19 protein-coding genes are annotated in these 21901 nt (G+C 70.8%); 8 read left to right on the forward strand and 11 right to left on the reverse strand.

All coding sequences use genetic code 11. The features are described 5' to 3' along the window. Positions 1–32 precede the first annotated feature (32 nt). Entirely contained in the window at positions 33–887 is an 855-nt protein-coding gene (locus EPO52_RS10985) for a helix-turn-helix transcriptional regulator (protein ID WP_290805998.1), read from the forward strand. On the opposite strand, the gene EPO52_RS10990 is transcribed toward EPO52_RS10985, so the two are convergent. The 5 genes from EPO52_RS10990 to EPO52_RS11010 all read right to left on the reverse strand — a co-directional run bounded on the left by EPO52_RS10990 (position 874) and on the right by EPO52_RS11010 (position 9273). Then, positions 874–2889: a prolyl oligopeptidase family serine peptidase gene (locus EPO52_RS10990; RefSeq protein ID WP_290806000.1), complete on the reverse strand. Its 2016-nt coding sequence runs from the start codon at positions 2887–2889 to the stop codon at positions 874–876. The genes EPO52_RS10985 and EPO52_RS10990 overlap by 14 nt on opposite strands. Beyond that, positions 2862–4646, reverse strand: a complete 1785-nt coding sequence (locus EPO52_RS10995; protein WP_290806001.1) for an N-acetylglutaminylglutamine amidotransferase — start codon at positions 4644–4646, stop codon at positions 2862–2864. The genes EPO52_RS10990 and EPO52_RS10995 overlap by 28 nt, the downstream gene beginning before the upstream one ends. After that, a complete protein-coding gene (locus EPO52_RS11000) occupies positions 4646–7297 on the reverse strand; it encodes a carboxylate--amine ligase/circularly permuted type 2 ATP-grasp protein (protein ID WP_290806002.1) in 2652 nt (883 codons plus the stop codon). The genes EPO52_RS10995 and EPO52_RS11000 overlap by 1 nt, the downstream gene beginning before the upstream one ends. A 311-nt stretch (positions 7298–7608) precedes the next feature. Beyond that, positions 7609–8394 (reverse strand): putative protein N(5)-glutamine methyltransferase, encoded by a 786-nt coding sequence (locus tag EPO52_RS11005; RefSeq protein ID WP_290806003.1) that lies wholly within the window; start codon positions 8392–8394, stop codon positions 7609–7611. Between the two features lie 393 nt (positions 8395–8787). Then, positions 8788–9273 (reverse strand): glutathione peroxidase, encoded by a 486-nt coding sequence (locus EPO52_RS11010; protein ID WP_290806004.1) that lies wholly within the window; start codon positions 9271–9273, stop codon positions 8788–8790. Positions 9274–9388: 115 nt separating this feature from the next. Here EPO52_RS11010 and EPO52_RS11015 point away from each other — a divergent pair, with 115 nt between their 5' ends. The 4 genes from EPO52_RS11015 (at position 9389) to EPO52_RS11030 (ending at position 12260) form a co-directional block, all read left to right on the forward strand. Then, positions 9389–10087: a DUF4232 domain-containing protein gene (locus EPO52_RS11015; RefSeq protein WP_290806005.1), complete on the forward strand. Its 699-nt coding sequence runs from the start codon at positions 9389–9391 to the stop codon at positions 10085–10087. A gap of 212 nt (positions 10088–10299) precedes the next feature. Next, positions 10300–11493 (forward strand): MarP family serine protease, encoded by a 1194-nt coding sequence (locus EPO52_RS11020; RefSeq protein ID WP_290806007.1) that lies wholly within the window; start codon positions 10300–10302, stop codon positions 11491–11493. 93 nt (positions 11494–11586) lie between these two features. Then, the gene (locus tag EPO52_RS11025) at positions 11587–11997 is read left to right on the forward strand and encodes a VOC family protein (protein WP_290806009.1); all 411 of its coding nucleotides are present in this window, start codon (positions 11587–11589) and stop codon (positions 11995–11997) included. A 65-nt stretch (positions 11998–12062) separates the two neighbouring features. Further along, entirely contained in the window at positions 12063–12260 is a 198-nt protein-coding gene (locus EPO52_RS11030) for a hypothetical protein (RefSeq protein WP_290806011.1), read from the forward strand. A 17-nt stretch (positions 12261–12277) separates the two neighbouring features. Here the strand turns inward: EPO52_RS11030 and EPO52_RS11035 are convergent, their stop codons facing one another. Further along, a complete protein-coding gene (locus EPO52_RS11035; protein ID WP_290806013.1) occupies positions 12278–12571 on the reverse strand; it encodes a hypothetical protein in 294 nt (97 codons plus the stop codon). Between the two features lie 70 nt (positions 12572–12641). Here EPO52_RS11035 and EPO52_RS11040 point away from each other — a divergent pair, with 70 nt between their 5' ends. Next, positions 12642–14624 carry an amidase gene (locus tag EPO52_RS11040; protein ID WP_290806015.1) on the forward strand — a complete coding sequence of 661 codons (1983 nt, stop codon included), beginning with the start codon at positions 12642–12644 and terminating at the stop codon, positions 14622–14624. A 22-nt stretch (positions 14625–14646) separates the two neighbouring features. Here EPO52_RS11040 and EPO52_RS11045 read toward each other — a convergent pair whose 3' ends face one another. Next, positions 14647–15402 carry a hypothetical protein gene (locus EPO52_RS11045; protein ID WP_290806017.1) on the reverse strand — a complete coding sequence of 252 codons (756 nt, stop codon included), beginning with the start codon at positions 15400–15402 and terminating at the stop codon, positions 14647–14649. 82 nt (positions 15403–15484) lie between these two features. Between EPO52_RS11045 and EPO52_RS11050 the strand changes: the two genes are divergently transcribed. Continuing rightward, entirely contained in the window at positions 15485–16414 is a 930-nt protein-coding gene (locus EPO52_RS11050; RefSeq protein ID WP_290806019.1) for an aldo/keto reductase, read from the forward strand. A gap of 408 nt (positions 16415–16822) precedes the next feature. Here EPO52_RS11050 and EPO52_RS11055 read toward each other — a convergent pair whose 3' ends face one another. Beyond that, positions 16823–17335, reverse strand: a complete 513-nt coding sequence (locus tag EPO52_RS11055; RefSeq protein ID WP_290806021.1) for an O-acetyl-ADP-ribose deacetylase — start codon at positions 17333–17335, stop codon at positions 16823–16825. A gap of 130 nt (positions 17336–17465) precedes the next feature. Between EPO52_RS11055 and EPO52_RS11060 the strand changes: the two genes are divergently transcribed. After that, entirely contained in the window at positions 17466–17981 is a 516-nt protein-coding gene (locus EPO52_RS11060; protein WP_290806023.1) for a DinB family protein, read from the forward strand. 138 nt (positions 17982–18119) lie between these two features. Here EPO52_RS11060 and purQ read toward each other — a convergent pair whose 3' ends face one another. The 3 genes from purQ to EPO52_RS11075 form a co-directional block, all read right to left on the reverse strand. Then, positions 18120–18818, reverse strand: a complete 699-nt coding sequence (gene purQ / locus EPO52_RS11065; RefSeq protein ID WP_290806025.1) for a phosphoribosylformylglycinamidine synthase subunit PurQ — start codon at positions 18816–18818, stop codon at positions 18120–18122. Further along, on the reverse strand, positions 18815–19108 hold the full coding sequence (gene purS / locus EPO52_RS11070; RefSeq protein ID WP_290806027.1) for a phosphoribosylformylglycinamidine synthase subunit PurS: 294 nt from the start codon (positions 19106–19108) through the stop codon (positions 18815–18817). The genes purQ and purS overlap by 4 nt, the downstream gene beginning before the upstream one ends. 92 nt (positions 19109–19200) lie before the next feature. Beyond that, positions 19201–21723, reverse strand: a complete 2523-nt coding sequence (locus tag EPO52_RS11075; protein WP_290806030.1) for a LuxR C-terminal-related transcriptional regulator — start codon at positions 21721–21723, stop codon at positions 19201–19203. Positions 21724–21901 lie beyond the last annotated feature (178 nt).

Below are 21901 nucleotides of genomic sequence, written 5' to 3' on the forward strand. Positions count from 1 at the left end.
GGCGCAGAGTGGAGTCGAGGAGAGGAAGCCCCATGGACCGCACGGCCTTCGGCACCTTCCTCCGCACCCGCCGCGAGGCTCTGCAGCCCGAAGACGTCGGCCTGCGCCGAGGCCCGCGCCGCCGCACCTCCGGCCTCCGCCGGGAAGAGGTGGCCGAGCTCGCCGGTCTGTCGAGCGACTACCTCGCACGCCTCGAGCGCGGCGACGGGCCGCATCCGTCGGAGCAGATGGTGGGCGCCCTCGCCCGCGGTCTCCGTCTCACCCTCGACGAGCGCGACCACGTCTTCCTGCTGGCCGGGCTCCGCCCACCCGCCCGCACCGCGTCGAGTCAGCACATCAGCCCCGGACTGATGCGCATCCTCGACCGGCTGGCCGACACCCCCGCGCAGATCATGGGCTCGGCCGGTGAGACCCTCGTGCAGACCGATTCGGCGGCGGCCCTGCTCGGCGATCAGACGGCGTACACGGGTCGGATGCGCAGTTCTGCCTACCGCTGGTTCCTGGAGCCCTCGGTGCGCGACATCTACCCCCTCGACGACCAGCCGCACCACGGGCGGGTGCAGGTCGCGCAATTGCGCAACGCCGCCGCCCAGCGCGGGCCCGAGTCGGAGGCGGCGGAGATGGTGCGCCACCTGCTCGAGCACAGCGAGGAGTTCGCGGCGCTCTGGGCCGAGAGCGAGGTGGGGCTGCGGTTCACCGAGGAGAAGCGGTTCGTGCATCCGGATGTCGGCGAGCTCGCGCTGCACTGTCAGATGGTGTTCGACCCCGACCAGGCCCAGTCGCTGCTCGTGTTCACGGCGACGCCTGGCACGGAGAGCGCCGAGAAGCTCGAGCTGCTCGTGGTGCTGGGCGCGCAGATGACGGGGAAGGCGGTCAGCGCACCCTGAGGGTGTCGGCGAGGAACGCGCGCATGGTCTCGATGAGCAGCAGGCGCGAGTCGGCACGGCGGTACTCGTGCCCCTCGCCGGCGAGCTCGAGGTAGTCGACGGGGCGCCCGAGCTCGCGGAGCGCGGCCACGATGCGGTGCGCCTCGCCGATCGGCACATTGGTGTCGAGCTCACCGTGCACCACGAGCAGCGGCACGTCGATGTTCTCGGCCCGCAGGAGCGGTGAGATCGAGCGCAGGAACTTCTGGTCGTGCTGCGGATGCCCGTACTTCGTGACCGCGGCCGCGGCGATCCACGGTTCCGTCTCGGCGTAGAAGGTGAGCATGTGCGACATCCCGCAGATGTCGACGCCCGCGGCGAAGATGCCGGGGGTGAAGGCGAGGGCGGCGAGCGTGAGGTAGCCGCCGTAGGAGCGGCCGGTCACGGCGATGCGGCGCGCATCCGCCACGCCCGCCTCCACGAGGAAGGCTGCGGCGGCTGTCACGTCGTCGAACGCGCCCTGCCGTTTCCGAACGTCGTCGGCGTGCACGAACTCGCGGCCGAAGCCGGAGGAGCCGCGCACGTTCGGAGCGAACACCGCCACACCCGAGGCCACCATCAACTGGTGCTGCGGGCTGAAGGTGGGCCGCTCCTGTGACTCGGGGCCGCCGTGCAGGTGCAGCATGGCGGGGCCGGGTGCGGGTGTCTCCACCGCGCTCAGCAGCCAGGATCCGGATGCGGCGCCCCACCCGCTCGTGGCATCGGGAGTGCTCGTCGCGGAGGCGGAAGGCGGCGCGTCGGCGTGGCTCTCGGCGGCTTCGGGCACACGGTACAGCCATCCGGTGATCTCCCGGCCGTCGGCCGACGAGAACCGTTCGAGGGTCGGCACCACGAGTCGTACGGGAGGAAGGTCGGGCACGTCGGAGACCCTGGTCCAGGCGAAGTCGGCCGTGTCGAGCCGCCAGAGCTCGCGCGGGCGTTGCGGGCCCTCGACGGCGAGCAGCACGCTCGAGCCGTCGCGGCTCAGCACGGGGCTCGTGGCGACAGCGCCCGGGAGACCGGGCACGGCGGTGAACGCACCCGTGCCGGTGTCGTAGAGCTCGAGCTCGCTGCGGCCCGACACGTTCCAGACGAGCAGCAGCATCCGGCCCGCGTCGTCGGCGTCGAGCGCCTCGAGTTCGGCGTCGTCGCGGGAGGCGAGCACCACGGGAGGGCGGCTCCAGTCGGCGGGATCGACGGGGTAGGCGATCAGCTGCCGGCGGGGGAGGCCGACCTCGGTGGCCGCGTAGACCACGCCCGGAGCGTCGAGGCCGGTGGGCGAGGGGCGGATGAACGCCACATCCGTGGCGCCCGTCGCCGGGCGCGGCACCACCGGGTGGTGGGCGTCTTCGGCCCGGTCGACCACCACGCAGAACTCGTGGCCGCGAGCGCCGTCGCGCATCACGAGCATCCGCTCGCCGGCCGAGAGGTCGAGCACGTGGATGAGCTCGCCCACCGCCAGCAGGTCGAGCTCGCCGGTGGCGGGGTCGGCGAGATAGGCGCGGGTGGGCTCGCCCACCTCGGTGGAGGGGATGGTGACCACCACGCGGTGGCCGCTGCGGGTCCAGGGTCCGAGCACGGCGTGCCGCTCGGGATCGCCGGAGATGCGGCGCGCATCGGTGCCATCGGGGCGCACCACCCACACCTGGGTGCGCACGCCGCCATCGGTGGCGACGGCGCAGGCGAGCCAGGCGCTGTCGGCCGACCAGCTCACCGCGATCACCGGATCGGGGCAGAACGAGATGCGCGTCGCCTCCGTCGGCGTGGCAGGCAGCACGTCCTGCACCCACACCTCGGGCGAGCCGCCGCGGTCGCTGATGAAGGCGACGCGTTGCGCATCCGGTGTCATCGACGGACCCCAGCTGCCCCACGCGGCCACGAGCTGTTCGGCGAAGCGGGTCAGGGGATCGAGGGTGAGCTCGCTGCCGCCGGCTCCGGATGCCGTGTGCCGCCCCGTCACCGGATGCCCTGCTCCTGCAGCCACATCTCGAGCAGCGCCAGTTGCCAGAGTGCATTGGAACCCAGGGTGGTGCGGGTCTCATTGGGGGCGGCGAGCATCCGCTGCACGGTGGCGTCGTCGAACAGGTCGCGCTCGCGGGCGGCAGGGTCGCTCAGCGCCGCGCGCACGCGCTCGAGGTACGGGCCTTCCAGCTGGCGGATCGCGGGCACCGGGAAGTAGCCCTTCGTGCGGTCGATCACCTCGTCGGGCACGATGCCGCGGCTGGCGCGCTTCAGCACGCCCTTGCCGCCGTCGGAGAGCTTGAGCGCCGGCGGGATGCGGCCCACCAGCTCCACGAACTCGTGGTCGAGGAAGGGCACCCGGGCCTCGAGGCCCCACGCCATCGTCATGTTGTCGACCCGCTTCACGGGGTCGTCGACGAGCATGATCGTGGTGTCGTTGCGGAGCGCGGCATCTACGGAGGTCTCCGCCCCCGGATGCGCGAACTCGGCCCGGATGAAGGCGGTCGCCTCATCCGTGTCGTTCCGCCAGCGCCGGTTGAGCAGCTTCTCGAGCGCGGGCCGGCGCCGGTCGAAGAACACCCCGGAGTAGGCCTCGACGGCTTCGTCGCGCGGCACCTCGGCCAGCGGCGGATACCAGTCGTAGCCGCCGAGCACCTCATCCGCTCCCTGGCCCGACTGCACCACCTTCACCGACTGCGACACGTCTTCGGAGAGCAGGTAGAACGCCACGCAGTCGTGGCTCACCATGGGCTCGCTCATCGCCGCGACTGTTCCGTCGATGCCGGGGAGCAGGCGTGAGCTGTCGATCGCGATGCGGTGGTGGTCGGTTCCGAATCGCTCGGCCACGAGCGTGGAGTACTCGAACTCGTCACCCGACTCGCCGCCCGAGGAGTCGAACCCGATGCTGAAGGTCTGCAGGTCGGTCTGGCCCGCCTCGGCGAGCAGGGCCACCACGAGGCTCGAGTCGATGCCGCCGGAGAGGAGCACGCCCACGGGCACGTCGGCGACCATGCGGCGCTCGACGGCGGTGCGCAGGCTCGCGATGAGGGCGTCCTCCCAGTCGCGTTCGTCCATGCCCGCATCCGCTTCGTCGCGCGTGAACGAGGGGCGCCAGTAGACGTGGTCGGTGTAGCGGCCATCGGGTTCGATGAGGCGCACCGTCGCCGGCGGCAGTTTGCGCACGCCGTTCAGGATCGTGCGGGGGGCGGGGACCACCGAGTGGAACGTCAGGTAGAACTCGAGTGCCGTGCGGTCGATCGACGTGTCGACGTCGCCGGCCTCGAGCAACGCCGGCAGCGTGGAGGCGAAGCGCAGCCGATCGGGCCGTTCGTCGAGGTAGAGCGGTTTGATGCCGAGGCGGTCGCGCGCCATCATCGCCCGACCGGAGGCGTGCTCCACGATCACGAAGGCGAACATGCCGAGGAAGTGGTCGACGCAGTCCATGCCCCATTCGGCATATGCCTTGCCGATCACCTCGGTGTCGGACGTGGAGAAAAACCGGTGGCCCTTGGCGGTGAGCTCGGCGCGCAACTCGTGATGGTTGTAGATGCAGCCGTTGAACACGATCGAGAGGCCGAGTGCCGTGTCGACCATGGGCTGGCTGCCGGCCGCGCTCAGGTCGATGATCGAGAGGCGGCGGTGGCCGAGGGCTACGGCCCCCTCGGTCCAGAGGCCGGTCCCGTCGGGCCCGCGATGACGCAGGCAGCCCGTCATCCGGTCGACAGCTCCGACATCGGCGCTGCGGCCGTCGAACCGCAGTTCGCCCGCCAGTCCGCACATCAGCCGTCTCCCGTCGTTCGCGCCTGCTCGCCTGCCCGTGGGGCCGCCGCCTGCTCGGCTGCCGGTGTGTCGGCCGCGATGATCCAGGTGTCCTTCGACCCTCCGCCGCGCGATGAATTGACCACCATGCTCCCCGCCGGGGCGACCCGGGTGAGAGCCAGATCGGCCACGGAGAAGCCGTACTCGCCATCGCCGGTGGCGTACACGAACACCCGCAGGTCGACGTGGCGCGGCTCCAGCACGGCGTCGCCCACCACCCCGTCGGCGTTCGGCTCGGGCTCGGCGAAGGTGGGATGCGACGACAGCGCCACCACCTCCTGCGCCACCCAGTTGGTGGGATCCGCCGCGATCTCGGCCCGCCGCGCCGCCACGGCGGCTGCCCCGGAGGCGGGCCCGATCAGCACGCCCTCACCGCCGTGCCCGTCGACGGGCTTGGTGACGAGTTCTCCCACGCGCTCGAGCACGCCCCGCCGCTCGGTCTCGTCGCTCGTGCGGTAGGTCGGAACCTGCTCGAGAGCCGGCCGCTCACCGAGGTAGTAGGTGATGAGGCTCGGCACGTTGCAGTACATCGCCTTGTCGTCGGCGATGCCGTTGCCCGGTGCGTTCGCCAGGAACACGGCTCCGGATGCGGCCACCTCCATGATCCGGCGGCCGATCGGCGCGCCCGACCCGGCCACGGCATCCGGCAGCTCCACATCGAGGCGGAGATAGAGGGCGTCGAGCGGCGTGCCATCGGTGCGGTCGACCACGCGACCCTCGACGACGTCGAGGTCGTCGATCTGCAGGAGGCGAAGGCCCGCCCCGTCGGCGAGCAGGGAGTGCTCGAACCACGCCGTGCTCGAGGGGCCGGAGCTGATGAGGGCGGCGACGGGGGAGTGCGCCGAGTCGTCGCCCGGGCCCCCGGCGGAGCGGCTGCCCGACAGAAGGGTGCGGCGCAGATCGCCGAGCGCGCCCGCAGGATCGAGGAGGGCCGAGGGGCGCGGCACCTCGGGAGCCACCGCATCCATCAGCCGGCGGATGGCCATCGCGTAGGCGGCGCCACTCGGGTTGCGCACGTTGTCTTCGAGCACGCGCCAGCCGCCGAACTCGTTGCGCACGAGGTCGAAGCCGAGCACGGCGGCGCGAACGGTGCCGGCGGGCAGCGAACGTGCGGCGTCGTGCCATCCGGGTGCGTGCTCGATCGCGGAGCGCGGGATGACGCCGTCGGTCACGATGCGCTGCTCGCCGTAGACATCGTCGAGGAAGGCCTCCAGCGCCCGAGCCCGCTGCGTGAGGCCCAGCACGATCTGCGACCACTCGTGCTGGTTGATGACGCGGGGCACCAGGTCGACCTCGAAGGGCTTCACCTCGCCGTCGACGCCGAAGGTGAGGTCGTGCGAGGCGGCCCACTCACGGCTGGCGAGCATCCGGGCGCTCACCGTGGCTGCATCGAGGTCTTCGTAATAGCCCACGATGTCCTCGTAGGCGGGGCGTGGCCGAGAGCCGGGGCCGACGGCCTCGTCGCCTGCGCGGGTGCGATAGGTGCGCAGGGCGGGAACGGCCGGTGGGATGCCGCTGGCTCCACCGTGCGTCTCCTCCACGACGAGCTTCACCACTTCGGCCAGATCGCCGCGCTCGGCGAAGGCGGCGCGCTGCCGATCGGCGGAGTTGCCTCGGGCGAGGAGCGTCTCACTCAGATCGACGACCTCGTCGTAGTCGCCGAGCTCCTCGAGCTGCGGCCGCAGCCGGCGGATCAGGTGCCGCACCGCGTGGGCGGCGGCCACGGGCCGCGGATGCGCCGTGTCGTCGAGCAGGTCGCCCGACAGCCCCGAGCGGGCGGCCTGCCACATCGCGGCGCGATGCAGGGGAGCAGCCACCTCCAGCATCGGCCGGCCGGCCTCGATGTCGAGCTCGGCGGCGCGCACCCCGGCGCGGAACAGGCCGGCGATCAGCACGGCGTCGTCGACGACGGGGCAGGCGTCGCACACCCTGAGTTCGAGGGTGGGCGCGTGGGAGGAGGGCCGCACCTCGAAATAGGCCATCTTCGAGTCGGCGATCACTCCGCTGGCGATGAGGTCGGCGAGCAGCTCGTCGTACTCGGCGGCCGACCGCACCGGCCCCGTGGCGCCGGCGCTCGGCCAGCGCTGCCAGATGATCGAGCGGATGCTCGAATAGCCGGTGTCGTGGCCGTTCCAGTACGGGGAGCTGGCCGAGATGGCGAGCAGCACGGGCAGGTCGCGGGCCACCCGCTGGGCGATGTCGACGGCCACCTCGCGGTCGGAGACGCCCACGTGGATCTGGGTTCCGCAGATCAGCTGTTCATCGACGAGAAGCCGGTACTGCTCCTGCATGCGGCCGTAGCGACCGGTGGTGGTGAGTTCGAAGTCGGCGAACTCGCTGCGCGGGGCGGTGCCCACGCACGCGATGCCGACGCCATCCGGAGCGGCCGCGTCGATCACGCCCTTGCGGAGCCGCAGGATCTCCTGCCTCAGCCCGTCGAGGCTCGTCACCACATCGGTGTTGGTCTCCACTGTCGTGCGCTGGATCTCCGCCGAATAGTTCTCCCCTGGCAGCCTCGAGAGGATCTGCGGCGCGCGCGCCGACAGCTTCCCGCTCTCGAGATCGATCAGGTGGAGCTCTTCTTCGGCGCCTAGCGTCAACTCCGCTGCCATGGGCTCACCCTACGGTGCCCTGCCCGGAACCGCCCGGGAATTCTCCCTGGGCAGGCCCTCGGGGAGCCCTTGGTAGGCTGGGAGCACTCACGGGAATGGAGACGCTCACATGGTGGCGGAAATGCTGTTCGCAGTCCTCGGGCTGTTCACCCTCGTCGGTGGCGTGCTCGGTATCGCCGCACTCATCGCCATGGCCAAGGCGCCCTACCGTGACTGAGCCACCCAGCCGCTCTGGTGCCGTGTCTCAGCCGGTCACGGTTGCCTGCCGCGAGCCCTGAGGCGCTTCTCCGGAGTGGTGCCCGCCCTCGGCGTCAGCCGGTTGCCTTCCGCATCCGGCCCGTTCTGCCGATGACGGCGGTCGCGTCGAGGTCGTCGTCGCGCTCGATCTGCGGATGCAGGCCCGCCGCCTCGAAGAGCGCTGCCGTCTGCGGCGCCTGACGCTCGCTCGTCTCGATCAGGAGTGTGCCGCCCGGCGCGACCCACTCCGGCGCGCCCGCGATCACCCGGCGTTGCACGTCGAGGCCGTCCACTCCGCCATCGAGGGCCATCGGCGCCTCGAAGAGCCGTGCCTCGGGCGGCATCGTGGCGATCGCGGCAGTGGGCACGTAGGGGGCGTTCACCACGATCGCATCGATCCGGCCGCGTAGGTGGAGGGGGAGCGCCTCGAACAAGTCGCCCTCGAGCACCTGGTGGGGCGGGAGGTTGAGTCGTGCGCTCGCCGTGGCCGCCGGGTCGAGGTCGGCAGCCCACACGCGGGCGTCGGGCCGGGCGGCGGCGATCGCCGCGCCGAGGGCCGCGCTGCCGCAGCAGAGGTCGAGCACGAGCGGGTCCTTCACCCCGGCCAGCGCCGACAGGGCGCAGCGCACCAGCAGCTCCGATCGGCGCCGCGGCACGAAGACACCCGGAGTGACCCTGATGCGCAGCCCCGCGAACTCCGCCCAGCCGAGGATCTGCTCGAGCGGGTCGCCGGCCACGCGTCGCACGAGCATCCGTTCGAGGTCGGCGGCCGACCCGGCGGCCGCCTCGACCAGCAGGTCCGCCTCGTCTTCGGCGAACACGCACCCTGCGGCGCGCAGTCGCGCCACCACCTCATCCACGCCGCACCCCGTCACTCCGCTCGAGTTGCCACACGTTGTGGCAACTCGCCTGCCGGGCCCACACGTTGTGGCAACCCGATGCCGGCGCAACACGTTCTGGCGCCTGGGGCGCGTGTGGCCGGCTTGCCACAAGTTGTGGCAAGTCGCCTGCTGGCGCAACAGGTTGTGGCAACTCGTGGTGGGGTGCCTGGGGTGCGTGTGGCCGGCTTGCCACAAGTTGTGGCAACCCGCGACCCGAGGCAACAGGTTGTGGCAACTCGTGGTGGGGCGGCTGGGGTGCGTGTGGCCGGCTTGCCACAAGTTGTGGCAACCCGCCTGCCGGCGCAACAGGTTGTGGCAACTCGATTTGGGGCCGGGTGTGTGCCACCGTGCCGGATACGGTCAGACGCCGCGTCAGGCCGGCAGCGACGACTCGATGAGCGCCACGATCTCGGGGTCGTCGGGCTCGGTGCGCGGGCGGAAGCGGTGAACCGCTCCGTCGGGGGTGACCACGAACTTCTCGAAGTTCCAGGTGACCCGCCCGGCCTTGCCGTCGGCATCCGGAGCCTTCTTGAGTTCCTGGTAGAGCGGATGCGCGCCACGCCCGTTCACCTTGATCTTGTCGAACATGGGGAACGTGATGCCCCACGTGGTGGAGCAGTACTCCTTGATCTTGTCGGCGTCGGAGAGCTCCTGCAGGAACTGGTTGCTCGGGAAGCCGAGCACGGTGAACCCGCGCTCCCCGTACGTCTTCTGCAGCTCTTCGAGCTTCTCGTACTGCGGCGCCAAGCCGCAGCGCGAGGCCACATTCACGATCAGCTTCACCGGCGCGTAGTCGGCGAGCGTGCTGGTGGCGCCGTCGATCGTGGTGAGGGGGATGTCGTTCAGATTCTCGGTCACGGGTGCGCTTCTTTCGCTTCGGACGCCATCGACGCGTCGACTCTACTCCTCGGAATCCCGCGGTTTGCTGGGATGATGGACGCATCGACACGGATGCCGGTGAGGGGAGACGACGATGACGTACGAGCCACGTTCTGAGCAGCCGCCGAGTCGCGGAGCGCACGCCGGACCACCCGCCGAGAACGGTGCCCCCACGGGGAACGGATGGAAGACGGGCTTCATCATCCTCGCGATCGTGCTCGGCCTGGCCGTGATCGCCGCGGTCGTCTGGGGAGTGCTGGCCGCCACGGGCGGTTCGAACCCGGCCCCTGCACCGAGCACGTCGACCCCGACCGCTACACCGACGCCCACGCCCACCCCGACCCCGACTCCTACCCCCACCCCTACTGCTGCCGCGGCCTGCACCGCCGACCAGCTCAGCATCACCCTGGGCCAGGCCGAAGGCGCGGCCGGCTCGACCGTCGTGCCCCTCGTGTTCACCAACACGGGCTCGGCAGCGTGCACGCTCCAGGGCTTCCCCCAGGTCGCCTTCGTGGGCGACGACAACGGCACCCAGCTCGGTGCGGCCGCGGTTCCGGATGACTCCACCGCCGTGTCCTCGGTGGCTCTCGCGCCCGGCGCCACGGCCGCAGCCCAGCTCACGATCGAGGTCGCCGAGAACTTCGAGAGCTGCACCGTGTCCGCGGCGAACGGGTTCCGGGTGTTCCCGCCGAACTCCGCCGGGGCGGTCTTCGTGCCCACCACCGACTACAGCGCCTGCACGAACACCGATGTGTCCCTGCTGAAGATCGGCGCGGTAGCTGCCGCCGGATAGGCCGCCATGCGGGTTCGCCCACGAATGCGATGCAGCGGCCGCCTGGGGGCCGCGGTCGTCGGCATTCGTGGCCGCACCCGCGCCCATCGGCGCCAACGCGCGTCCGTCCGTCACGGCCGCGCTCGCGCCTCGGTGAGCGAGCGCGCAGGGAGGGCCTCAACCGGGGCGGGCTCCCAGCTGCGGCGCGGCCGGCGTGAATAGCATGAGCGGCAATGGAAATCGTCGTCGACATCGTGCTGATCGTCATCGCGCTCGCGGCCGTGGTCGGCGGCTGGAAGCGCGGTGCGCTGCTCACCGCCGCCTCGCTCGCCGGCACCATCGTCGGCGCTCTCCTGTCGACCGTTCTGGCGCCGCCGATCGTGGAGTGGCTGGCGAGTCTCGGCTGGGCCGACCCCGTGCAGCGCGCCGTCGCGGCGGGCGTGGTGCTCGTGCTCTGCGTCGTCGTGGCCATCGGTCTGTTCTCATTCCTCGCCGGGCTGCTCCGCCGTGTGATCGGCGTGGTGCGCATCGGCCGTGGTATCGACGCCCTGGGCGGCGCCGTGCTCGGCGCGCTCACCTGGGGCGTCGTGGTGTGGCTCCTCGCGGGCTTCCTGGCCACCACCGGCATTGCGCCCGTGACCCAGCTGGTGGCCTCGTCGAAGGTCGTCAGCACGCTCAACGCGATCGCGCCCATCCCCGCACAGACCGCCCTCGGCACGCTCGACACCGCGTTGAACGACTCCGGTTTCCCCGAGGTGTTCGCCTTCGGTGGCGAGACCATCCAGGGCGCCCCGGAGCCCGATCCCAGCATCCCGGATGCGGTGAACGCGGCCTCGAACGGCGTGGTGCGCATCCTGTCGTCGGCCCCCACCTGCGGCTCCGACGCGGAGGGCAGCGGCTGGGTGCTCGCCACCGACCGCGTGGTCACGAACGCCCATGTCGTGGCCGGCTCCGACCACCTCTTCGTGCAGCAGGCCGGCACGGGCGCACTCCTCGACGCCACGCTCGTGGTCTTCGACCCGGCGCGCGATCTGGCCGTGCTCTCGGTGCCCGACCTCGGCATCGCGCCGCTCCCGCTCGGCACGGAGCTCGCCGCGGGTGACTCCGCGGTCGTAGCGGGCTACCCCGAGAACGGGCCGTACACAACGGATTCAGCACGCGTGCGCGAGGTGGTCGACGCGATGGGCCGTGACATCTATCAGCAGGATGCCGTGACCCGCGAGATCTACTCCCTCCGTGGCACCGTTCGGCCGGGCAATTCCGGCGGACCGTTGTTCGACGTGAGCGGCCAGGTGGTGGGCGTGGTGTTCGCCCGCTCGACCATCGACGCGGAGACCGGCTACGCCCTCACGCTCGACGAGATCGCCCCGGTGATCGCGGCCGCCGGATCGACCGAGCCCGTGGCATCCGGAGCCTGCGCGGCCTAGCGCCCCCGGCCCGGTGGCCGTTCATCCGCCAGATGTGTACACCGTTCACATTGTCTGCTACCGTGCTCCTCACCACCAGCGTGAGGAGACGCCATGACCAACCTGAACCCGTACATCAGCTTCCGCGGCCAGGCCAGGGAGGCGGGTGAGTTCTACCGGTCGGTGTTCGGCGGTGAGCTCACCGTGAGCACCTTCGCCGACTACCAGATGCCCGCGGGCCCGGATGAGGCCGACTGGATCATGCACTCGCAGCTCACGTCGTCCGGCCTCACTCTGATGATCTCCGACGTGCCGAGCTCGATGGAGTACACCCCCGGCAACAACATCTCCGTGTCGTTGAGCGGCGGTGCCGACGACAGCGAGGAGCTGCGCGGGTTCTACGAAGGGCTCTCCGACGGCGGTACCGTCACGATGCCGCTCGACAAGGCGCCCTGGGGCGACTACTTCGGCCAGGTCATCGACAGGTTCGGCATCAACTGGCTCGTGAACATCGCCGGTTCATAGCGCTTCCGGGCTGACGTCCACCGTCTCCAGGGCTCGCACCTCGACTCCGCGCGTATCACGGAGTCATGAGGAACGAAGTCAGGCGGAGGCGGTGGTCACGTCGCCGCGACCTGGTGATGGCGGCCGCGCTCGGCGTGGCCCTCACGCTCGGCATCGGGTCGTCGTGGACGCTCGAGCGCTACGTCATCGTGAATCTGGCGATCGCCGCCGACGATGCCCCCGCCTCCGCTCCCACTGCTCCTGATGACTCAGGTGCCGGGTAGCTGAGCGCGGAGCGGACTCAGGAGTCCTTCGGAGCCTTCTTCGCGGCGCGGTTCGCCTCGAGTGCGGCCTTCTCGGCCTGGAGCGAGGCCACCGTGGTCTCGTCGAGTCCGGGGTCGGGGATGTCGATGAAGGGGCTCGCGCTCCCCGTGCGGGAGTGCAGCACCGAGCTGTAGTGGATGGCCGCGGAACGCACCTTCGCGGTCGCGCGGTCTTTCTTGCCTCGGTTCGATTTCGGGTCTTCGAGGGTCTTGACGTGATGCTCGAGAGCGTCGACGAGTTCCTTGAGTGCGGTCTTGGTCTTCTTCGCCATAGCGCTCATTATGCAGGTCGAAGGTTAACGCGTCGCCTGGAAGGATGGAACCGACGGAAGGCGGTCGAACGTGCAACGAATCGATGTCGTAGAACTCAGCATCTCCGAGATGCTCGAGGCGCTCGAATCCGGGGCGGTGACGAGCGTCGAGCTCGTCTGCGCCTACCTCAACCGCATCGCCTACTACGACCGCACGGGCCTCTGTCTGCACGCCATCGCGGTGCTCGACCCGACGTGTCTCGAGCAGGCGGCGGCGTCGGATGCCCGTCGGCGCGCGGGCACGGCCGGCCCGCTCGAGGGCGTCCCGTTCACGGTCAAGGACAGCTACAAGGTGAAGGGCCTCACCGTCGCCTCGGGCAGCCCCGCCCTCGCGGAGCTGGTGGCGGGCGACGACGCGGCATCCGTGGCGCAGCTGCGCGCCGCCGGCGCCGTGCTGATCGGCAAGACCAACATGCCGCCGATGGCGGCGGGGGGCATGCAGCCGGGGGTCTACGACTACGCGCGCAGCCCGTACCATCCGCAGTTCCTCACCGCCGCCTACGGCTCGGGTTCATCGAACGGCTCGGGCACGGCCACCGCGGCGAGCTTCTGCGCCTTCGGCATGGCCGAGGAGACCGTGTCGTCAGGGCGGGCGCCGGCGTCGAACAACAGCCTCGTGGCGTACACGCCGTCGCGGGGCGTGCTCTCGATCCGCGGTAACTGGCCGCTGCGGCCCACCTGCGACGTGGTGGTGCCGCACACCCGCACGGTGGGCGACCTGCTCCTGCTGCTCGACGTGCTGGCGGTCGCCGACCCCGACCGGACGGGCGACTTCTGGCGGCAGCAGAGCGCCGTGCAGCTGCCCTCCCCGGAATCGGTGCTGCCGCAGCCGGTGTCCCGCCCGCGCGGCGAGCGGCTCGACAATCTGCGCATCGGCGTGCCCCGGCTCTACATCGGCGACGACCCCGAGCCGCTCGACCCTCCCGTCATCCGCCCGAGCGTGCGAGCGCTCTGGGATCGCGCGGCCGACGACCTGCGGGCACTCGGTGCCGAGGTGGTCGAGGTCGACTTCCCCGTGGTGTCGAACTACGAAGAAGACCGGCCGTCGGCGGAGGGGCTCGCCGCCCGCGGCCTGGTGCCCGCGAACTGGCGCGCGATCGAGGGCGGGCCCATCACGGCGATGGCGCTCGACGCCTTCCTGCGCGACAACGGCGACCCGCAGCTGCTCAGCTGGGCGGATGTCGACGGCGACACCGTGTTCCCCGTCGACGACGCCCCCGTTCCGGTGTGGATCACCCGCGCCCGTGGCGGCTTCGACTGGCAGCGCCTCGCCGAGCTGGTGAAGCAGGGCCTGCCGGCGACCGTCGACGAGGTTCCCGGCATCGCGCAGCTGCTCACGGGCCTCGAGAAGGCCCGCGAACTCGACTTCGAGGCCTGGATGGCCGCGGAAGGGCTCGATCTCGTGGTGTTCCCCGCGGCGGGCGACGTGGGGCGGGTCGACCTGTTCACCAGGCCCGAGAGTCTCGAGGAGGCGTCGCGCAACGGGGTCGTGTACTCCAACGGCAATCGCGTCATCCGGCACCTCGGCATTCCGACGGTGACTGTGCCGATGGGGTTCATGGGCGACATCCAGATGCCCGTGGGCCTCACCTTCGCCGGAGCGGCGTACAGCGACGACCGGCTGCTCGATTACGCCTCGGCCTTCGAGCAGGCCACGCAGCGGCGGCAGCCGGCGTTCCTCACGCCGACTCTTCCGAGCAACCAGATCGATGTGGTGACCGAGGCCGCGCCCTCCGCGCCCTCCGCGGCCCCGGTGCCCGTCGAGAGCACGGCCTGGGTCGAGGCGCGAGGCCGCTCGTGGGAGGTCGAGGTGCGCGTGGCCGGTGACGCGCCTGCCGCGTCGACCCGGGTGTGGGCGGATGGCCACATCCTGCGCGCCGCGCCCGGGGAGCCGGGCGTCTACCGCGGCAAGGTCTCGTTGTCGCGCAAGCGCCTCACCGACGAGATGCTGATCCTCACCAGCACGGGCCGATCGGTGGCATCCCTCGCATTCGTGCCGCTGCCCGCGCGCTAGCCGTGCGGGCTAGCGGCCCTGGTTAGCGGCTCTGGCCGGGTTCGGGGCGTCGGAAGGGGTCGTGGCTCCGGCCGTCCCAGACGGGCTCCGGATGCGGCGCGCGCGGTTCGCGGTGCGTCTCGCGGCGCGCCTCGCGCAGGAACTCGTCGACATCGTCGAGGTGCTCGTTCTGGCCGGGAGGCCGTGATGTCGTCGCGGGGCGCGCTCGCGTGACCAGCAGCGCCAGGCCCAGAACCAGCAGCCCGGCCAGCATGCCCGATGGCACGAGCGTGTAGGCCAGCTGATTCATGATGTAGGCGGGGGAGGTCTGGCAGTCGCCTGAGCCGGAGCAGTCCATCCAGATGTTCTGGGCGGCCGGGGAGGCCGACCAGATTCCGAGCGCGGTGGAGCCCACCACCAAGGCGGCCGAGAGGATCCAGAGGCGGCGTGCTGCGCCAGGAGGGCGCGTTCCGCTCTTGCCGGGGTCGGTGGCATCCGGGGTCATCTCTGCTCCGTTCACGGGATGGGTCGAGCGTGTCGTCGAGAGTGCCCGCAGCGCCAGAGGGGTTGTCGTGAGCACGGTGCCGGCCACGAGGAGGGGCATCGTGATGCGCACCAGGAAGCCGAACAGCGTGTACAGCACGGGATTCTCGGTGGTGCAGTCTCCCGCGCTCGAACAGTCGAGACCGACGAGAGGGCTGTCGATCGACGCGACCACCAGCAGGAGTGCGGCAGCGGCGATCGTCAGGAGCACGATGCCCGTGATCATCAGCGGGCGGTGGGCACGGTCGAAGGTCACCACTCCAGCCTCCCCGATGGGCGCGGCATAATCAACAACCGTCGCCAAGGCGTGCTCTCGGGCGATGCGGGAGAATGGACTCATGAGCCAGCGAAGCCTCCCCGGAACCGATGCCGTCCCTTCGAACCTCGTGCTCGGGCTGATGCGCATCGGCGCGCTCGACGACGAGGCGATCCGCACACTCGTCGGCGCTGCGCGCGACAACGGCATCACGGTGTTCGACCATGCCGCCATCTACGGCGACGTGATGCACGGCTGCGAGGCCCGCTTCGGTGAGGCGGTGACGTTCAGCCCGGCCGAGCGGGAGCAGGTCGTCATCCAGTCGAAGGTGGGGCTGCACGACGGCTACTTCGACTTCTCGGGCGAGCACATCCTGTCGTCGGTCGATGCGTCGCTCGAGGCCCTGAAGCTCGACCACCTCGACCTCCTCCTCCTGCACCGCCCCGATGCACTCGTGGAGCCCGACGAGGTCGCGGCCGCGTTCGACATCCTGCACGACGCGGGGAAGGTGCGGGCATTCGGCGTCTCGAACCACACGCCCGGCCAGATCGAGCTGCTCGCCGCATCCGTTCGGCAGCCGCTCGTGGCGAACCAGGTGCAGCTGAGCATCACGCACGCGCCGCTCATCGCGGCCGGGGTGGCCTCCAACATGATGGGCAGCAACCAGTCGGTCGACCGGGACAACGGCCTGCTCGACTACTGCCGACTCAAGGGCATCACGCTGCAGGCCTGGTCGCCGTTCCAGAAGGGGTTCTTCGACGGTGTCTTCCTCGGCGACCGCGAACACTACGGCGAGCTGAACGACGTGATCGACGAGCTCGCAGCGCAGTACGGTGTGACGCCGACCGCGATCGCGGTGGCGTGGATCACGCGGCATCCGGCGCACATCCAGGTGGTGCTCGGCACCACGAACCCGCAGCGGGTGGCGGATGCGGCGGCCGGCGCCGAGCTGCCGCTCACGCGGGCGGAGTGGTACCGCCTCTTCACGGCGGCGGGCCACATCGTCCCGTAGCCGCACGGCGCCTGCTGCCCGCGCCGCCGCTTCTGCGGCGCGGGCGACCTGCTGCAGAGCCCAGCGTCGTCGGGCGCGGCCCGTCGCCTTCGCCCGGTTGCCACAACTTGTGGCAACCGGCGGCGTGAGCCCACCAATTGGGGCAACTGGGTTGGCGGGGCTCGGCGGCGGGGACTCGGGTTGCCACAAGTTGTGGCAACCGGCGGCGCGGGGCCACCGTTTGTGGCAACTCGGTTGGCGGGGCTCGGTGGTCGGGACTCGGGTTGCACAAGTTGTGGCAACTGGCGGCGGGGGCCCACCGTTTGGGGCAACTGGGTTGGCGGGGCAGCGGTGGGTCTTCGGGTTGCCACAAGTTGTGGCAACTGGCGGCGTGGGGCGACCGTTTGGGGCAACTCGGCCACTCCGGCGTCACCTGTCGAGCGCGGCCTCGAAGTCGGCGAGCAGCGATGCGCTGAAAAGGGCGAAGGCGACCTCGCCGCCGTAGGGGCTGGCGCGCACCGACTCGATCGCGATTCGCGCCGCATCGGCGTGGGGCCAGCCGTACACGCCGGCGCTCACCGCGGGGAAGACGACGGATGCCGCACCCAACTCGGCGGCCACGTCCAGCGAGCGGCGGTAGGCCGACGAGAGGGTCGCCGAGCGGTCCTCACGCGTGCTGTACACCGGACCGACCGTGTGGATGACCCAGCGCGCGGGCAGCCGTCCTGCGGTGGTGGCCACAGCATCGCCGGCCGGTAGCCCGTCGGGCAGGGTGGTGCGCCTCAGCTCTCGGCACTCGGCCAGGATCTCGGGCCCACCGGCCCGGTGGATGGCGCCATCCACCCCGCCCCCGCCGAGCAGTGTGCTGTTGGCGGCGTTCACGATCGCGTCGCGCGCCACGGTGGTGATGTCGGCCTGCACCAGGGTGATGTCGCTCGTCATGCCTCCATCCTGCTCGCGGGGGCGCCGAAGCGGTCGGCTCCCGTGCGGTTTCGCGCCAGATCGAGCGAGCCCGGACGGCGGGCGTGCGACGGCGAGAGGCAGGCGCGCGGAGGAGGAGTAGCGTCGGGGCATGAGCAGTGGAGCCCTTTCCGACGACACCCGGCCGCAGGCGCCCGAACGGGGCGGGGAGCGGGAGACGCTCGAGGGCTTCCTCGACTTCCAGCGCGCATCCGTCGTGTGGAAGGCCACAGGGCTGAGCGATGCGGATGCCGCGCGACGCCTGCTGCCGAGCCTCACCACGGTGTCCGGCGTCATCCGGCACCTGGCGGATGTGGAGCGCTCATGGTTCCGGGAGGACATGGCCGGCGAAGCACTCGTGCGCACCCGCTGGTCGGAGGACGACCCCGATGGGGAGTTCCGTGTGACGGAGCACGACAGCCTCGCCGAGATCATCGCCGACTACGAACTGGCCTGCGCTGAATCGCGTGAGGTGGCTGCGCAGTTCAGCCTCGACGACCGAAGCGCCGTCGACGCCGGCCGCTTCACGTTGCGCTGGATCATCCTGCACCTTACCGAGGAGACGGCCCGCCACCTCGGCCACATCGACGTGCTGCGCGAACTCCTCGACGGCGCGACCGGCGAGTAGCGGCATCAGTTGCAGCCGGAATCCCCGCCGTGTAACTCTGCAAATGCGTCAGACCGACGCTCCATACGGCCCCGCTCTGCTTCAATTGCGTAGTTACACGGTCACGCGAACGAAAACCGGGGGCTGTACGCGGCAGACTCACACAGCCAGCAGGCTCTGCAGGGCAGACGTGAACATCGCGAGTCCGTCGACGCCCGAGCGCATTGCCACCTTCGTGTCGGGGCCGAAACCTGCTTCGATGGCGTGTTCGGGGTGGGGCATGAGGCCCACGACGTTGCCGCGCTCGTTGGTGACGCCCGCGATGGCGTTGAGCGACCCGTTCGGGTTCACGTCGACGTAGCGGAACGCGACCAGGCCTTCACCTTCGAGTCGCTCCAGCGTCTCCGCCGACGCGATGTAGCCGCCCTCGCCGTTCTTCAGCGGGATGGTGATCTCCTGGCCCACCTCGTAGGCCGAGGTCCACGCCGTCGAGGCGTTCTCGACCCGCAGCACCTGGTCGCGGCAGATGAAGCTGCCGTGGTCGTTGCGGATGAGGCCTCCCGGCAGCAGGTGCGCCTCGGTGAGCATCTGGAAGCCGTTGCAGATGCCGAGCACGGGCACGCCGCGCTCGGCGGCCGACACGACCTCGCGCATGATCGGCGAGTGTGAGGCGATGGCGCCGCAGCGCAGGTAGTCGCCATAGCTGAAACCGCCGGGAAGCACCACGGCGTCGACGCCTTGCAGATCGTGATCGCCGTGCCACAGGGCGACGGCCTCGGCGCCGGCGAAGCGCACCGCGCGCTGCGCGTCGCGATCGTCGAGCGAACCCGGGAAGGTGACGACTCCGACGCGGGTCATGCCAGGGCTCCGGATGCGGAGACGCCGTCGTGCGTGCCCGTCTCGTCGACCACGGAGATGCCCACGACGTCTTCGATCACCGAGTTGGAGAGCAGGTCGTCCGCGATCTGGCGCACGGCCGCGAGCACGTCCCCGTCGACGGGGCCGTCGACGGTGAGCTCGAAACGCTTGCCCACGCGCACACCCGTGAAGGCGTCGTTGCCGAGGCGGGCGAGGGCGCCGGCCACCGCCTTGCCCTGGGGGTCGAGTAGTTCGGCTTTGGGCATGACGTCGACGACGATCTTCGGCACGGGACTGCTCCTCGGAATCAGGCGGGGGAGAACACGACGAGTCTACCGTTCCGCGCCGGATGGGCGGCCGGGCCCGCGGGGCACCTGTTCCATCAGCCCCGGAAGGTGTCGTTCTCCACGACGAGTCTCCCCAGTTCCCGCCGCGAGCGCGCGCCCAGCTTGCCGCGAGCCGTGTAGATGTGCGACTCGACCGTGCGCACCGAGAGGAAGAGCTGCTGGGCGATCTCCTTGTTGCTCAGCTGGCGCGCCACCAGCAGCGCGATCTCGTGCTCCCGATCGGTGAGTTCGTGCTGCTCGACCTGGGCCCCGGATGCCGTGCGCCCGGCACGGGACTCCGCGGCCAGCCTCAGGATCCGATCGAAGTGCACCGCGTCGAACTCGGCGGCGCGTTCACGGGGGGCCCCGTGCGAACGCTCCTGCACGGATTGAACCGCTGCGGCCTGCGCCGCGGCCAGGTCACCGGAGGCAGCCGCCGTCTCGGCCTCGGTCGCGGTGCGCACGAATCGCAGCAGCCGGTATCGGCCCATGACCCGGTGGTCGATCGACGACATCGCGGAGCGCGCCTGCTCCACCTCGCCCAGCCGGGCGAGCGATCCGGCCTGGAAATAGACCACGAGAGGGCGCCAGACGGCGAATTCGACGGTGTCGAACCGCTTCAAGGCCGCGGTGAACTCGCGCGCGGCGCGAGCGTCGTCCCGTTGAACGCCGATCACGATTCCGGCCGCGAGCCCCGCGAGGCCGAATGCCCCGTGATCGTCACGCTCGGTCGCGAGACGGATCGCCGCCTGAAGTCGTTCGGTGCGCTCGGGGGCGGGCTTGGCGACCGGGCCGCCGGGGTCGGCGAGTGCGGCGGCGAACGCCTCGAAGCAGAGCTGGATCAGTTCACGGCTGATCGAGAGCGGGCGCCCGGTGATCGGGTCGCGGTTCATCCGGGTGGCCTCGGCGAACGCGGACTGTGCCGCATCCGCCTGACCGAGCTCGGAGAGGGCCACACCGCACACCAGGGCCGCTCCATGGCGGGAGTCCAGGTGCGCGCCCCTGTCGCCCAGCACGGTCATCGCGGAGTCGACCGCCACTGTCCACTCGAGTTGGAGGGCTGCTTCGAGACAGCGTCGCATCTCCACTTCCATCACCGCGGCCGAGTCGCCGATGTCGTAGCGGGCGAGCCAGGAAGCCAGATCCTCGACCGCCTGAGCGCCGTCGGTCCAGCTGCCGAGCGCGGCCGCCCACTGCACCAGCCGGCGGAGGTCGTTCGGGCTCAGCGTCGCGGGCTCGATGTCGATGCTGGCGCGGGCTTCCCGGAAGCGCCTCATCCGCGCGTGCGCCTTCGACGCCTCGATCTGAAGGGCGGGGCTCGTGTCGGTGGGGAGAGCGAGATCGACGTAGGCGAGAGCCAGGTCGGCGCGCCCGAGCGCGTTCGCACTGCGGGCAGCGCTGGAGAGGATGCGGCAGCGCACGTGGGCATCGACGTCGCCCGGTGGTGGCACAGACGGGCGCTGGGAGAGCCAGAACGTGGCGACGAGCTGATCGATCGTGTGACCGGAGTCGACATCGGGTGTCGCCAGCGCGCGGACGGCGATCTGGTCGAGGGCCGCATCGAGCTCGCCGGCTTCGAGCTGACGCTCGGCCGCCCGCGCGAGAAGCGGGTTCGCGAAGAGGGCGGGTGCGGGAGCGTCGTCGGTGCGCACGACCTTGCGCGTGATGAGGGACGCGAGCACTGCCGGATCCACGGTGCGCGCGGCTGACGCGAACACGATGCCCCTCAGCCGGCCGATGATGGCCAGCGCGCGGAGTTGATTGGCGGAGAAGTCGGAGAGCATGGTCGATACCGCGTCGGAGAGCCGCGAACCCGGCGTCTCCTCGCGATGCGGGTCGAGCGGGTCGCGCCGGGCGGCGACCTCCTCCCGTGCGTCGATCGTGAGCTCCCGGAGGAGCATCCGGGAACCCGAGGCGCGGAAGATGAGCGCCGTGCGCGTGACGATGTCGAGTGCCCCGCCGCCGTAGGCGCTGATCAACTCCTCCGCCTCATCCGGGTCGAGCGGATGGAGGTCGTATCGCTGTGCGCCGCCCTCCAGCCACAACTCGGTGATGGCGGCCGGAGTGGCCGGCCGCGCGGGCCCGGGCATCTCCGACGGGACGGAGAGCAGCACGGTGGCCTGGTGCGTGTAGACCGCGCGACTCAGCGTCTCGATCGACTCGGGGTCGAGAGCGTGGGCATCGTCGACGACCACGACGATCGGGCCGGCCCCGGCGGCGGCCGCGGCGGCGGCCGCGGAGTCCGAGCCCGTCCAGAGTCGTTCTATTCGGGCATCGCCGGCAGCCTTGAGTGCACCGAACCGGATCGACTGGAGGGGTGCTGCCGCGTGCACGACGACGGGGCGGATGCCGCGGAGCCGCAGTGCGTCGACGACGGCTCGATTGAAGTAGCTCTTGCCGGATCCGAGCGGCCCGACGACCACGACGCTCCCGCGTGCGGCCAGACGGTCGGCGACCTCGTCGACATCGCGATCGTGGCCGATGACGATCGGCTGCGGGTTCGCATCGCCGCCTCCGGGTGAGAGCGCGACACCGGTCGCACCTCGTTCGGCGCTTCCCCAGCGCCTCGCCTCTGCCATGTGCGACCCCCGTGCCTTCGATGGACTGCGGTCATGCGGACCCGGCCTTCGATGATGCGGTGCCGACCCGATCACCCGCGCCAGTGCGAGTACCCACACACTACCGATCCGGGGTGCGGGAGCGAAGCAACCCGAGGGGGCTGGACTCCTCTCCCCGGGACGTGTAGGCGGATGGTCT

The sequence above is a fragment of the Herbiconiux sp. genome (genome assembly GCF_004297105.1).
GTDB lineage: Bacteria > Actinomycetota > Actinomycetes > Actinomycetales > Microbacteriaceae > Herbiconiux.

Excerpts from the sequence above, each read along its gene's own strand:
- EPO52_RS11075 (WP_290806030.1), bottom strand. The coding sequence starts at position 21,723 with ATGGCAGAGGCGAGGCGCTGGGGAAGCGCCGAACGAGGTGCGACCGGT.
- EPO52_RS11000 (WP_290806002.1), bottom strand. The coding sequence starts at position 7,297 with ATGGCAGCGGAGTTGACGCTAGGCGCCGAAGAAGAGCTCCACCTGATC.
- EPO52_RS11020 (WP_290806007.1), top strand. The coding sequence starts at position 10,300 with ATGGAAATCGTCGTCGACATCGTGCTGATCGTCATCGCGCTCGCGGCC.
- EPO52_RS11035 (WP_290806013.1), bottom strand. The coding sequence starts at position 12,571 with ATGGCGAAGAAGACCAAGACCGCACTCAAGGAACTCGTCGACGCTCTC.
- EPO52_RS11025 (WP_290806009.1), top strand. The coding sequence starts at position 11,587 with ATGACCAACCTGAACCCGTACATCAGCTTCCGCGGCCAGGCCAGGGAG.
- EPO52_RS11055 (WP_290806021.1), bottom strand. The coding sequence starts at position 17,335 with ATGACGAGCGACATCACCCTGGTGCAGGCCGACATCACCACCGTGGCG.
- EPO52_RS10985 (WP_290805998.1), top strand. The coding sequence starts at position 33 with ATGGACCGCACGGCCTTCGGCACCTTCCTCCGCACCCGCCGCGAGGCT.
- EPO52_RS10995 (WP_290806001.1), bottom strand. The coding sequence starts at position 4,646 with ATGTGCGGACTGGCGGGCGAACTGCGGTTCGACGGCCGCAGCGCCGAT.
- EPO52_RS11060 (WP_290806023.1), top strand. The coding sequence starts at position 17,466 with ATGAGCAGTGGAGCCCTTTCCGACGACACCCGGCCGCAGGCGCCCGAA.
- purQ (WP_290806025.1), bottom strand. The coding sequence starts at position 18,818 with ATGACCCGCGTCGGAGTCGTCACCTTCCCGGGTTCGCTCGACGATCGC.
- EPO52_RS11015 (WP_290806005.1), top strand. The coding sequence starts at position 9,389 with ATGACGTACGAGCCACGTTCTGAGCAGCCGCCGAGTCGCGGAGCGCAC.
- EPO52_RS11030 (WP_290806011.1), top strand. The coding sequence starts at position 12,063 with ATGAGGAACGAAGTCAGGCGGAGGCGGTGGTCACGTCGCCGCGACCTG.
- EPO52_RS11050 (WP_290806019.1), top strand. The coding sequence starts at position 15,485 with ATGAGCCAGCGAAGCCTCCCCGGAACCGATGCCGTCCCTTCGAACCTC.